We start from the raw sequence: 12639 nt of genomic DNA, 5'->3' as shown, positions 1-12639 counted from the left end.
TCACTCATGGCGCAGCGCCTCGATGGGGCGCAGGCCTGCGGCGCGGTTGGCCGGGTAGCTGCCGAAGAAGAGGCCGATGGCGACGGAGACGCCGAGGGCGAGGCCGATCGACCAGGGGGCGATCACCGGCTGGACGCCGACGATCTTGAACTGGCCGCCGACGACGCCCGCGACCACCCCGAGCACCCCGCCGATCAGCGACAGGATCGTGGCCTCGGTGATGAACTGGCCCAGGATCGCCCCGCGCGGGGCGCCGATCGCCTTGCGGATGCCGATCTCCCGGGTCCGTTCGGTGACGGTGACCAGCATGATGTTGGTGACGCCGATCCCGCCGACCAGGAGACTGATCGCCGCGACCGCGCCGAGGAGCACCGTGAAGGTCTCGCTCGACTCGGCGACGGCCGACTGGAGGCTTGCCTGGTTGAAGACCTGGAAGTCGGTGCCGCCGTGCCGCTGGTTCAGCACCGCGGTGACCTCGGCCTGCGCCGCGTCGACCGCGTCCGCCTTCTCGGCCTGGACGACGATCTGGCTGAGCGCGCCGTAGCTCGTGAGCGTCCCCTGCACGGCGGTGTAGGGGGCGACGGCGATGTCGTCGGCGTCCTGGAACCCGCTGGAAGACGAGCCGGACTTGGCCAGCACCCCGGTCACCGTGAAGAAGGCGCCGCCCACGTTCATCTTCTTGCCGATCGGGTCGACCCGGCCGAAGAGCTGCTCGGCGACGCTCTGCCCGATGACCGCGACCTTCGCGCCCGTCTTGACCTGCTCGGCGGTGAAGAGCGAACCGCGCTCGATCGTCTTGTTGCTCGCCTTGAAGTAGGCCGGGTCGCTGCCCACGAACTGGGCGATGCTGTGGCTGGTCGTCAGGTAGGTGGTGGTCTGGGAGCTCGCGTTGACCACCGGTGAGGCGCTCTCGACCGAGGGCGCGTTGACCGGGTCGACCAGTGCCTTGGCGTCCTCCACGGTGAGCTTCTTGGCCTGCGTACGCGGTCCCGTGCCGCCGGACTGCTGCTGTCCGCCGGGGCCGGCCTGGCGGGATCCGCCGCCCTGCCCGGTCGTCGACGTCGACACGGTCAGCGCGCCCGCGCCGAGGCGGCTGATGCTGTCCTGGATCTGCCGGGAGGAGCCGTTGCCGACCGCCACGAGCAGGATGACCGCGCCGACACCGATGAGGATGCCCAGGGTGGTCAGACCGCTGCGGAGCTTGTTCGCGCCCAGGCCGCGCAGCGCGAACCTGAGGATCTCGAAGGGGTTCACTGTCTGCGGTCCTCCACGATGTCGCCGTCGACCAGGCGGATGACCCGCTTGGTGCGCTTGGCGACCTCGTCCTCGTGGGTGATCAGGACGATCGTCCTGCCGGACGCCGAGAGTTGGTCCAGGACGTCCAGGACGTCGAGGGTCGACTTGCTGTCGAGGTTGCCGGTCGGCTCGTCGGCCAGCAGCAGGGCGGGCGCGGTGGCCAGGGCCCGCGCGACGGCCACGCGCTGCTGCTGTCCGCCGGAGAGCTCGTTCGGCTCGTGCCCGGTCCGTTCGGACAGCCCGACCATCTCCAGGGCCGCGAGCGCCCGCCGGCGTCGCTCGGCCGGCTTGACCCCGCCATAGGCGAGTGGCAGTTCGACGTTGGCCAGGGCCGTCATCCTCGGAATCAGGTTGAAGCTCTGGAAGATGAACCCGATCTTCCTGTTCCGCAGGATCGACAACTGCCGCTCGCTGAGCCCGCCGACGTCCGTACCGTCCAGGAAGTAGTCGCCGTCCGAGGGCACGTCCAGGCAGCCCAGGATGTTCATCAGCGTGGACTTGCCCGACCCGGACCGGCCCATGATCGCCACGTAGTCGCCCCGCTCGACGGTCAGGTCGGTGCCGCGCAGCGCGTGGACGGTGGTCTCGCCCTGCCCGTAGGCCTTGGTGAGGCCGCGGACCTCGATGACGGGGGTGCTCATCGACCGCCACCGCCGCCCGGTGCGCGACCGCCGCCGCCCATGCCACCGCCGCCCATGCCGCCGAAGCCGCCGCCGGGCATCTGCGAACCGCCCGTGGTGCCCGTGCCCGTGGCCACGGTGAGCTGGACCTGCTCGCCCTCCTCCAGGCCGGACTTGATCTCCGTGCCCGCGTTGCCGGCGATCCCCACGGTCACGGTCTTCACCACCGGCTTGCCGGCCTCCAGCACCGTCACCGTGCTCTGGCCGCCCGCGCTCTTGACCGCCGCGGTCGGCACGTACAGGGCGTCCTTGACCTCGGAGACCGTCACGGTCGCGTTGGCGGTCTGCCCGATGCGCACCTGCTCGGGCTTCTCCTTCAGGGTGATCGTCACCGCGAAGGTCACCACGTTGTTCTCGGTGGTGGGCGCACTGTCGATCGCGGCCACGTCACCCTGCGCCGTGACGCCCGAGAGAGCGGCGAAGGTGACGGTCGCCGTCTGCCCGACCTTGAGCTTCGTCGCGTCGGCCTCGGTGAACTTGCCCGTGACCTGGACCGCGTCCGGGTTGGCGAGCTCGATGAAGCCCCCCGACGAGGACGCCGAGGACCCCGAGGACCCCGAGGACGCCGACGACCCGGAGGCCGACTCCCCGACGCTGTCGTTGACGGCGGTGACCGTGCCGTCGATCGGCGCGTACAGGACGGTCCCGTCGAGGGCCCGCTGCGCCGCACTCACCGCGTTCTTCGCCTGCACATAGCTCGCGTTGCCCTGCGCCGTACTCGTGTCTCCGTCGGCCGCCACGGCCAGCTGAGCCTTGGCGGCGTCCAACTCCTCCTGCGCCTCGGTCCGGTCCAGCTCGGCCAGCTTCTGGCCCTTCTTCACCGCGACACCGACCTTGACGTCGATCTTCGTCACGGTCCCCGAGCCGCTGAAGGACAACGCCCGTTTCGTCGCGCTCTCCACCGAGCCGGAAGCCGACACCGAAGCGGTCAGGTCACCACGCATCACCCGCGTGGTCCTGGTGGTGGCCGAGGCAGTCGCCCCGTCGTCGCCGAGCGACACGTACGCGAAGCCGATGCCCCCGGCCAACAGCACGGCCAGCGTGCCGTTGACCAGGAGGGCCCGGCCTCTCATCACAGATCTCATGGACCGCAAGGCTGGCCCGCGCACCTGTGGCCGCGATGGCGGACAGCTGTGAATCCGCCATGAAACCTATGTGCAGGCGCCTTCCTGCACGGTGGGGCCGCCTGACCGGCAGGCGAAGTGGCGACAGGCTCCCGAGGTCAGGCGGGGGGAGTCGTCGGGTTGGTGGGCATGTCGGGGACCGACGGCCCGGGCAGGATCTTGATCGAGCGGAGCGGGGCGCCACTGAGGGACATGCCGTAGCCCATCGGCGACGTCGCCGTCGGCGCTCCCGAGCAGGCGTCGCCCTCGTAGACGTTGATCGGCGTGGTGGCGTGGTTGCCGACGAAGCTGAACGTGCCGCCGGCGGGAGCGTCGGGGAACAGTTCCTTGACGGTGTAGCAGTGGTTGTCCACCGGGTCCTTGATGGTGACTCTCTGGGCGGTCATGAGCGGCTCGCCCAGCGTGACGGTCACGGTGCCGTACGCGGCCGACGCGGGGGCGGCCGCCGCGAAGGCGAGCACGAAGGCGCCCGCGGTGGCGAGCGAGAGTCCGGCCCGGCGGCCGGCGGGCAGACGGGGCATGGATACCTCCAAGGCGCCGCGAAGGCATGCCTCAAGAACGATGCGCCATACACGCACCAGTATCCTCCAAGCCCCCGCCCACCGCATCGCGTGACCGACCGCCCACCCGCTCTCCAAGGCACCCCCGAGCCGGGAGGCGGAGCCCGCCGGCCTCATCCACTCCTACCGCCGGGGACGGAGACGGGTCGTGGTCAGTGGCCTGCCCGTACCGGCGCCGCCGCTGCCGGTGTGCCGGGGTGGAGGGGGTAGGCGTCGGCCATGGGGGATCGGCCGGTGGTGAGGAAGTCGTGGATGGCGGCGAGGTAGACGGATCGTTCCACGGTGCCGTCGTGGCGGGGGTCGAGGGCGTCGAAGGCGGCGTCCGCGCCTTCGGGGGTGTTGCCGGTGGCGGCGCGGAGCCGGGTGAACTCGTCGCGGGTGAGGTGTCCGTCGTCGTCGTGGTCGGCGAGGTCGAAGAGGGAGCCGAGGGCGGGCCGGCAGGACTCCTCGAACGCGTCGTGTCCGGCCCAGTCGCGGTATTCCTCGTAGGTGACGGCACCGTCGGCGTTACCGTCCATCTGCCCGAACACCTCCTCGTGGGCCGCCAAGGCGACGGCGACCAGAGGGTGCTGTGCCTCGCGTCCGCATGCGGCGGCCGCCCGGTGGACCCGGTCGAGGTACTCGGGCCGGGTGATCACCCCGTCGCCGTCGGCATCGAGCATGGTGAAGATGCGCCGCTTGGCGGTATCCGACATCTCGTCATCATTCCTTCCTGGATCAGCTGCTCTGTCCCCGTACGCACAGCAACGCTCCAGGCCGCCCTTCGGTCACCGTCCCGGAACGCCCACGGAAGTCACTCGACCGGGTGGGCGCCGATGCCACACCACTCTGCGCGGAGACCCACGTATCAGCCGACCGAACACGCTACGGAGCGTTGCGGAGTTCTCAGCCCGGTTGCCTGATGCTCTCGATGATGCGGGCGAAGCCTTCCTCTCCGTGGCCGGCGTCGATCTGGCGCCGGATGAGCCGCTGGACCATGGTGACCACCTCGGTGCTGATCCCCTGGTCGGAACTGGCGGCGAGGAGGTCGCCGAGGTCGGAGAAGCGCAGGCTCTGCTGCCCTTCGACGGTGTAGTCCCCGCCGTCGATGACGGCGGCGAAACCTTCGAAGGCGCCCGTCATGGAGGTCAGCCAGGGCGCGGCCTTGGCCGCGAACTCTCCGGCCGTGATACCGGCCGGCGCGACCATGGCGGCGCCGTGCATGAATCCGGCGAACATGACGTACATGCCCGCGAGCAGGGCGAGGTCGTACAGAGAGGCCAGCCCGGCATCCTCACCGAAGTAGGTACTGCTGCCCCACAGGTCGAGCAGAGCCTTGTGCTGATGGAAGGCATCGGACGATCCGCTGTAGAGGATCGAAGCCCCAGGCCGGCCGATCATGTGCGGTACGGCCATGACGCCGCCGTCCAGATAGGTGACCCCGGCCCGGGTGGCCCAATCCGCCAACTCCCGTGACTGGGCCGGCGACGTCGTCGTCACATTGACCAGTGTTCGCCCGGCCAGCTCGTCGGTGAGCGGATCGAGCACCTCACGGACCGACGCGTGATCCAGCAGACAGACGACCACCAATCGCCCGGCCCGGACCGCATCGCCGGCCGTATCGGTGCTCAAGGCCCCCTGGGCGACGAGGTCGTCCGCCTTTCCCGGTGAGCGGTTCCAGCACGTGGTCGCGTAACCGGCCTTCACCAGCGTGCTCGCGAGAGCACTGCCCATCGCCCCCAGCCCGAGAACACTCACCCGCAGCGTGTTGTCAGTGGTCATCTTCGTTTGCTTCCCCTCGTGTTCGCGTTCGATTCGATCCTCCTCCCAGTCGGTAGGGTTGACCAGTACGGACTATTTGGTCAGGTACTCACCTGCGAGTAAGTACCCCAGGGAGGGCTGATGGCAACGGCAGCGCGACGCGGTCCCTATTTCTGTGGAATCGACGCGGCGATGGATGTGGTCGCCGGGAAGTGGAAATCGCTCATTCTCTGGGAGCTCCACCATCACGGGACCCGCCGGTTCGCCGAGCTCCGTCGTGGGCTGCCCGGCGTGAGCGAGAAGATGCTGATCCAGCATCTGCGGGAGATGGAAGAAGACGGGCTCGTACATCGAGAGGTGTACCGCGAGGTCCCGCCGAAGGTCGAGTACTCCCTGACGGAGCACGGCATCTCGCTCAACGCGGCTCTGAGGTCCTTGGGGGAATGGGGCACCGAACGCATTCAGCGGATCGGAGCGGAACGCGTCCTCACCGACGTCGGCTCGACAGAACGGCAGTAGAGGCGGGTAGCCCGGTTGGGCGGAGGTGTCCCACCGAGGACAGAGCGAGCATCCGGTTGCCGCGCCGCATCGCGATCACACGAAGCACTGTCCGCTTGGCGAGACGGGCCGGCGAGCCGTGGCGCCGGCCCCCACCTCGCCCGGAGTCGCGTACGGGCGCGCCTTATGGTGGGTGGGACGTGGACGTGCGGAGGGCACGTCGGCCGAGCTGCGCCGGGGGAAACGTGGAATCGAACGATGCGGACGCGGGCGGGTTCCGTGACGGGGCACGCCTGCTGACCGAAGAAGAGGCCTGTCAGTGGTTCGGCTTCCGGCGCGGGTTCGACCTCTATGACGGGATGGGGCATCTGTTCGCCTACGCCGACCCCGATGAGATGGGCCGGTTCCCCGGGCACGCGCTGTGGGGTCGTCTGACCAGCTACAGCTGGGACGCACGGGATCGGATCGTACGCCTGCTCGCTGATCAAGACGGCGAACTCGTCCGGAGGTTCCAGGCGAAGCCCTGGGCGCGCATGGTCAAGGGGGGTGAGGAGAACAGGTTCTGGGTGGCTGCCGACGGGCACGTGGAGATATCCGAGCCGTGCCGGGAGCCCGGCGACGAGGTCGGCCAAGAGGCCTGGAAGTACCTGTGGTTTTCCAAGGGAGACCAGGAGGAGCTGTTTCGGCGGACCGCGGAGCGCCAGAGCGTGATGCTCCGTCTGCGCGTCACCCGGCTGTACGGCGAGATGCGCCCGAAAGACGAGTGGGAGGAGCCCGAGCCTCGGTACTGGTGAGGCCCTCTGTGCTGCCCGAAGCGCACCATCTCGCCATCCTCGCCCCTTTCGACTCAACTACCACTGACTTCGTGAACGTGGTGTCGTCGGTGTCGGCCTCGGTGGTCCGGCGGAGGATCGACCTGTTCATGGGCTCGGAGCGCCGACATCGCCGCGGGCGGCGCGGCGGGCTTGTGGGCGGGGTGCGTCACGTACGCCTGTACGCGGTGCCGCCGATGATGAGCAGGTCCTTGTGGGCGAAGGCGTTTCCCGCGGGGAACTCGCCGTAGTGGAAGCGCCGTTCGTCGAGTTCCCGGCCGGTGGCGGCATCGAGGAGGTGCAGCTGCGAGGCGGCGTACAGGGCCAGGGGTCGCCTTTCGCCCACCACGGTCAGTCTTCCGTCGCGGAGGTGGAAGGCTGCGATGTCGACGTCGACGTCCGCCCTCCACAGCAGGCGGCCGGTGGTCAACTCGATGGCCAGGACGCTCTCCCGGTACGGGCTCTTGTGCCTGGTGGTGCCGCCGCCCCCGGTGACGATGGAGGTGAAGAGGGTGGTGCCGGCCGTGACGGCGATGCTCCGGTCACCCAGCGACCCCTCGACGGGCGGGTTGGGTCGCCCGTCGTCGCTGAAGGAGTACGCGGCCTCGGAGTTGGCCACGATCACCGGGTCGGCGGACATGAGGAAGACGTTGCCACCGGTCCAGGTGACCGGTTCCCGGTCGCCGAGGGAGGCGTCCCACAGGAGCCGGCCGGTGGCCGGATCGAAGGCGGCGGCGTGCAGTTCGGCGTCCCGGGAGAAACCGTCCGGCTCCTTCCTCCCCGTCCCTCCGCAGCCGAGGAGAGCGCCGACGTGCCGTGCGGCCGGCCGCGCGTGGGCCACCGCGCAGCCGGCGGGAAGGGCCGCGGTCCAGCGGGGTGCGCCGGTGCGGACGTCGAAGGCGCGCAACGCCTGGTGGGCGAGTACGGCGAGGCCGCCGCCCGCGTGCACGGCAGGACGCCGGAAAGCGTACGAGATCACCTCGGTGGGCGCCGCCGGGGCCGACGTGCGCCACAGCTCGCGGCCTGTCCTCATGTCGACCCCGGCGACCACCGTGCACAGGTCCTTCTTCGCCGAGGGGGGCCGGTTCTCGTCGTCCCGGGTGACGACCAGGACGGCGCTGTCGACATCGGCGTCGGCGGCGCAGAGCTTGGCATTTCCCGGTGACCGGTACTCCCAGACCCTCCGTCCGGTCCCGGCGTCCTGGCCGGCCGCCCCGTTGAACCCGCTGCGCACCAGGGTGTCACCGACCAGCCAGGACCCGTCGCCGTCGGCCCGCCGCCCCTGGTCGCCCGCGTCGATGGCCCGGACGTCCGCAGGGGTCTGCCAGGCGACGTCCATCGAGTCGCCGGGGACACGGCCCGCGGCGAAGAAGGCCGCGGGGACCCCGCAGACCAGGGCCAGGGCCACCCCGCACCCGATCAGGACGCGTCGCCGGCCCGGTCTCCGATGCGCGGACGGCTCCCCGCTCGCCTCCCCGCTTGCCTCGCCGCCGTTCGCTTGCGCCGTTGTCGCGGCCATGAGCTCGCTCCCCCCTGGAGTGACGTCCCGGACCGGCAGCCGGCAGGGCGTCACATGATCTGTGGCGAGGGGATCATAGGCATGGCGCCGGGAGGGCGAGTGGGTAGCTGGTTCCCGACTTCGTACCGGTACGGCTGGACCTTGCGGCGGATGTGTACTGGAGGTCCGCTGTTTCCGAGGGGGAGGCATGCCGTACACGTCGGAGCCGGGAAGGACCTGGGCACCTGTGGTGCGGAGCCGACGCCGGTATTACTTCCACCCGGGAGACGTGCGCGGGGCCGCGTCGGCGATCGCGGAGGGCTCCCTCACTGGAGTGCGGCCCGCCGGGACGGGGGTCGTTATCTGACGTACGGCGGAGGTTTGGGATGTCGTACGGTGGTCGGGTTCCTGTGCCGGTCTCGGCGGCAGGGATTTCCTGTTCCTTCTGCGGTGATCTTGAGGTGGCTTCTCATCAACCAGGCCGTGTAGTCGTCCGCGTTTCCCCGCGTGCTGTCGTGTCGCACGTGTCCGGGGGCGGACGTCGCGCCGGCCTGAGTTGCGTCACCCACCCCGCAGTTCGTTGTCCTTCCCGGGTGCAGCTCTGCCGCCTGCCCCGGGCTTCGTGTTTCTGCGGCCCTGATGTGGCAGTCGGCGGGCTCCCGGATTCTTCGGTGTCGGCGTGCTGGACTTGGACGACGCGATCATCCTGCTGGATCTGGCGGAGCCGTTGCCCGATGACGTGGCCGGCACATGGGTCGAGCTCTTTATCGAGCGCGAGAAGATCGCTCTCTATCCCTACGAGCTCTGACTGGAGATCAGGCCTGGGAGACCTCCCATTGCGACATGCGGGTCTCGTCGATGAGGTCGGACAGGTAGATGAGGGTGGCCTGCGGGTCCATGCCGAAGGCGGCGGCAACGAGTTTGGGGTCCATCGTGTTCACGAGGTCGACGAGGCGGGTGCTGCGGATCATCCGAGGAGGAAAGCCGCAGTCGTCAAGGACGTGGGAGTTCGTCCCGCAGGGCGACGGGCCGCAGATCGTGGGGAATGATCCGCTGGGCGATCTTCGCCTGGGGTGGGCGGCGCCGCGCAGGTGCGATGCGGGGAGCCGGCAGTGGGCCAGTGGCTTGGTGGTCGGAGAACCGCGGCGCCCCCGTGCCCACGCCTGCGGCCGGGGATGTACCTGTGGCCGGGGTAGCCGGCTGGTCGGTGGCCGTGGGCGGCCGGGAGGTGGCCGCGGTCTTCGCTCCGGGGGTGGCGGCCGCGCAGCGGGAGCAGCACTCCATCACCTCCCACCAGCGGGCTTCCCGATCGGTGACCACGGCCACGACGACCCGCCCGCCGCACCGCCAGGGCTCCGTACGCGACCGGCCGGTGTCGGGAAGATGGGTGCGGCAGTCCGTCAGCCGGCATGCGCAGTACGCGGTGGCCCTCGGAGCAGGGGCGGCGCGTAGGTGGGCCTTGATGTGGGCGACTGCGGCTGCACGGCCGGCGGCCGCGGACGGCAGACGCTGCTCGGAACAGCCGGGTCGGCTGCACGAGATGCGCACCGTTGCACTGCCCCGACCGGCGGCGTCCAGACGCACCGTCCAGCGGCGCCCCGGCACCCGTTCGTCGAGCTCACTCACTGCGGCCTGCGTCATCCCGGTCGTCCTCCCGTCCTGCGCCGGCGGTACCCGCCCGTGCCGCGCGCCAGGCGGTGTGCGGTGTGCGGGCGGTGTGGCCACCGTATTGGTCCGCACGGGCGACGGTCGTTGAACTCGCCCTGCACGAGCAGCGCGAATTGCGCGCGGGTCAGGAGTTCGGGGTGGTCGCGGGGGCGCCGTCCAGGGAGTCGAGGAGTTTGCCGAAGGTGACCTTGGTGTCGTCGTACTCGAAGGTCATGGCGGCGGCGAGGGCTTCCCACCGGCCGGTGCTGTGCCCGCAGTGCTCCAGCAGGATCGTCAGCACGATCGCGGGTTCGTTGCGGGAGAGGACCTCGTCGGCGGGGATCTGACGCAGGTGCTCCAGGGTGTGGTGCCGGGACTTGAGCAGGGCCCGGTAGATCTCGGAGCGGGAGAGGATGTCGTCGGTGGCGGGGGAGTCGAGCCGGGACTGCAGGACGGCCGCGGGGTCGGGGTGCTGGTCCAGTTCGTCGTCGCCCAGCAGCCGCAGAACGCCGTCGTCTTCGTCTTCGTCTTCGTCTTCGGGGGCCGGGACGGCGGCCGCCGCCTCCAGGAACCAGGCCGGGCCGCCGGTATTCTCGGCGATCCGGGCCAGTTCGGCGGGGTGCATCACGTTCAGGGTGTCGGTGACGGCGGCGTGCGGGTTGTGCGGGGTGTGCGGGTTGGCGGCGAGCGCGGCCAGGATCTCGGCACGGCGCTGCTCGTTGTGGCGTTCCAGAAGCCGGGCCGGGTGGTCGTGGTCGGCGGGAGGTTGCCGTCGAAGACGCGGATCAGGGTCCGGCTCGGTGGGTGGGAAACGACGCCCGGCTGGTCCAGGGCGGCGAGCTGGGCGCAGGCGCCCGCGAGGTGGTCGGGGTTGGCGCTGAGGAGGGCCAGGTCCTCGGCGAGGAGCCGTACGCGCCCGTCGAACTCGTAGTCCGTGTCCGTCTTCCCGGGCAGGCGCAGCAGCTGGCCGCGGACCACCTCCTTGTCGGGCTGCGCCCCTGAACGCCCGTCCCGCCCAATCCACCCCGTGCCACCCGGTCCGCGCACGCAGCGCTCACGCAAGCCAGGCCGGCTGCAGGGAGGCGACGCAGCCTTCCCCACCGTCAGGGGGCGGGGAAAGGGCCTGGCGTTTGAAGCACGGGGGCAGATCTCAGCCGAGCAGTCCGCAACCAGCTGATCCAGTTCCCCGGCCTCGGGGGAGCTGAGCAGAAGGTCGTGCCCTCTCCCACACCTGCCGGCTGCTCACCTACCCGCTCGCGGGCCGGCTTGCCGCGGGCGCCGGCTTCCCGCCACGGCCGCCGTCCTGGGCGTCGTCGCGCCGGCGGCCACCGTGGCCGCGACGGCCCTGCGGCCCGCCCGCGCCCCGTCGCGGACCGAGCACGTCCACGCCGAACTGCCCCCGGACCACCCCTACCTCGCCGAAGCAGGTCCCACCCGGGACGGCCGGCGCCACGACCACCACTACGTCATCCGACCGCTACCGACGCCACCGGCCCCGCCCGGCGCCCGCGGACCGCCAGGAGGGCGCCCCGACCGGCCGCCGCCGTCAGCGGGTCGGCGGGTAGCCGCTCGGGAGGGAGAGCTCGGTGTACCGGCCGCGCCCTGCGAGGAGGGTGAGCAGGATCGTCTCGTCGGGCTCCAGCCGTGCGGCGGCCGCCAGTTCGGGCGCGCGGACGCTGCGTACCGGCCGCAGGAAGTACCCGTGGGCGCCCGCGGCCAGGGCGAGCCGCTGGTAGCAGGCACCGGCCGCCAGCAGGGCGCCGCGCACGGCCTCGGGTCCGGCGGCGAGGTCCTGACGGCCGACCAGCAGGAAGCCGGTGTCGCAGGCGGCCGCGTCCACCCGGTGCGCCGGATAGGTGAAGGCCGAGGCGACCGCGTCCGGGGAGACCGGCACCAGCCGCAGCGGCGCGCCCTTCGAAGAGGGCAGCCCGAGGTCCGCAGCGGCCGCCTTCAGCAGGTCGGGGAGCGCCCGCGGTCCCCGGGGGTCGGGCCTGCGGCTGGGTACGAGGCCCAGCGGGCCCCGGCCCGCACTGCGGCGGCACAGCACGTCCAGCACCCCGCGGCCGGCGAGCAGGTCGCCGAAGGGACGGGCGAAGGAGTCGGGGTCGAGCGGCCAGAGGGGCGCGGCCGGGTGCGGCCGGGCGCACGGGGTGCCGGGCTCGTGCCAGGCCGAGACCGGGGTGCGGTCGGGCGTCGGCCCGGCGTCGGTGCGGGGCCAGGCGGGAAGGAGCAGGCCGGTGAGCCAGGCCGCGGTGGCGTGGTGCATCCCGGCTTCGAGGAGGCCGACGACCTCGCGCACGGGAGCGTAGCCCTCCGGGACGCGGCGGAGGTCCGCTTCGAGGCGCAGACCGGTGGGGACGAAGGGGGCCCGCGCGGGCACCAGGGCGTAGCGCGCGGGGTCGTACTCGGCGCCCTGTCCGTCGGCGGTGAGGGTGAGCCGGGCGACCCGGACGCCCCGGATGGAGGCGGTGGCGGCGTGGGGGCCGACGAGGTCCCGGGGTTCGAGTCGGCGCATCCCGAGGGTGCCGTCGACGATCGCCGTGAGGGCGGACAGCGGGGGCAACCGGCCCGCCGTCGCCGCGACGTGGGCCTCGCCGCCGTCCAGCGGGTCCGTTCCGGGGTACGGCAGCTTGAGCGCGGGCCCGGGCTCCGGGACCGGCCGGAGGTAGACGGGGTGGCCCTGCGGGCGGCCGCTCGCGACGAGGTCCCACAGCTCGCGTCCGGCGGAGGCGGAGGCCGGGCCGCTGTCGATCTCGGTGGTGCGGGTCAACGGGGGACTCCTTG

At 71.3% G+C, this 12639-nt stretch carries 14 protein-coding genes; 3 read left to right on the top strand and 11 right to left on the bottom strand.

Annotated elements, in window-relative coordinates; translation table 11 throughout:
• The 6 genes from AB0D01_RS22320 to AB0D01_RS22295 form a co-directional block, all read right to left on the bottom strand.
• A complete protein-coding gene (locus tag AB0D01_RS22320; RefSeq protein WP_363057829.1) occupies positions 1-1254 on the bottom strand; it encodes an ABC transporter permease in 1254 nt (417 codons plus the stop codon).
• A complete protein-coding gene (locus AB0D01_RS22315) occupies positions 1251-1937 on the bottom strand; it encodes an ABC transporter ATP-binding protein (protein WP_363057827.1) in 687 nt (228 codons plus the stop codon). Before AB0D01_RS22315 ends, AB0D01_RS22320 begins: the two co-directional genes overlap by 4 nt.
• The gene (locus AB0D01_RS22310; RefSeq protein WP_363057825.1) at positions 1934-3061 is read right to left on the bottom strand and encodes an efflux RND transporter periplasmic adaptor subunit; all 1128 of its coding nucleotides are present in this window, start codon (positions 3059-3061) and stop codon (positions 1934-1936) included. The genes AB0D01_RS22315 and AB0D01_RS22310 overlap by 4 nt, the downstream gene beginning before the upstream one ends.
• A 137-nt stretch (positions 3062-3198) precedes the next feature.
• Positions 3199-3621 (bottom strand): hypothetical protein, encoded by a 423-nt coding sequence (locus tag AB0D01_RS22305; RefSeq protein ID WP_363057823.1) that lies wholly within the window; start codon positions 3619-3621, stop codon positions 3199-3201.
• A gap of 191 nt (positions 3622-3812) precedes the next feature.
• A complete protein-coding gene (locus AB0D01_RS22300) occupies positions 3813-4355 on the bottom strand; it encodes an EF-hand domain-containing protein (RefSeq protein WP_363057821.1) in 543 nt (180 codons plus the stop codon).
• Between the two features lie 190 nt (positions 4356-4545).
• A complete protein-coding gene (locus AB0D01_RS22295) occupies positions 4546-5421 on the bottom strand; it encodes an NAD(P)-binding domain-containing protein (RefSeq protein WP_363057819.1) in 876 nt (291 codons plus the stop codon).
• Between the two features lie 120 nt (positions 5422-5541).
• Here AB0D01_RS22295 and AB0D01_RS22290 point away from each other — a divergent pair, with 120 nt between their 5' ends.
• Both AB0D01_RS22290 and AB0D01_RS22285 read left to right on the top strand, forming a co-directional pair.
• Entirely contained in the window at positions 5542-5919 is a 378-nt protein-coding gene (locus AB0D01_RS22290; protein ID WP_363057817.1) for a helix-turn-helix domain-containing protein, read from the top strand.
• Positions 5920-6143: 224 nt separating this feature from the next.
• Positions 6144-6692: a hypothetical protein gene (locus AB0D01_RS22285; RefSeq protein ID WP_363057815.1), complete on the top strand. Its 549-nt coding sequence runs from the start codon at positions 6144-6146 to the stop codon at positions 6690-6692.
• A gap of 187 nt (positions 6693-6879) precedes the next feature.
• Here the strand turns inward: AB0D01_RS22285 and AB0D01_RS22280 are convergent, their stop codons facing one another.
• Positions 6880-8229 (bottom strand): PQQ-binding-like beta-propeller repeat protein, encoded by a 1350-nt coding sequence (locus AB0D01_RS22280; RefSeq protein WP_363057813.1) that lies wholly within the window; start codon positions 8227-8229, stop codon positions 6880-6882.
• Between the two features lie 658 nt (positions 8230-8887).
• Here AB0D01_RS22280 and AB0D01_RS22275 point away from each other — a divergent pair.
• Complete coding sequence (locus AB0D01_RS22275; RefSeq protein ID WP_363057811.1) at positions 8888-9016, top strand: hypothetical protein; 129 nt, start codon at positions 8888-8890, stop codon at positions 9014-9016.
• 7 nt (positions 9017-9023) lie between these two features.
• Here AB0D01_RS22275 and AB0D01_RS22270 read toward each other — a convergent pair whose 3' ends face one another.
• The 4 genes from AB0D01_RS22270 to AB0D01_RS22255 form a co-directional block, all read right to left on the bottom strand.
• The gene (locus tag AB0D01_RS22270) at positions 9024-9179 is read right to left on the bottom strand and encodes a hypothetical protein (RefSeq protein WP_363057809.1); all 156 of its coding nucleotides are present in this window, start codon (positions 9177-9179) and stop codon (positions 9024-9026) included.
• Positions 9180-10000: 821 nt separating this feature from the next.
• Positions 10001-10480 (bottom strand): hypothetical protein, encoded by a 480-nt coding sequence (locus AB0D01_RS22265; RefSeq protein WP_363057807.1) that lies wholly within the window; start codon positions 10478-10480, stop codon positions 10001-10003.
• A 5-nt stretch (positions 10481-10485) separates the two neighbouring features.
• On the bottom strand, positions 10486-10833 hold the full coding sequence (locus AB0D01_RS22260; protein WP_363057805.1) for a hypothetical protein: 348 nt from the start codon (positions 10831-10833) through the stop codon (positions 10486-10488).
• A 568-nt stretch (positions 10834-11401) separates the two neighbouring features.
• Entirely contained in the window at positions 11402-12625 is a 1224-nt protein-coding gene (locus AB0D01_RS22255; protein WP_363057803.1) for a hypothetical protein, read from the bottom strand.
• Positions 12626-12639: the final 14 nt, after the last annotated feature.

The organism is Streptomyces sp. NPDC048606 (assembly GCF_040650855.1).
Taxonomy (GTDB): Bacteria; Actinomycetota; Actinomycetes; order Streptomycetales; family Streptomycetaceae; genus Streptomyces.
Note: the sequence above shows the minus strand (reverse complement) of the source record. Positions and strands in the feature narration are given on the sequence as shown.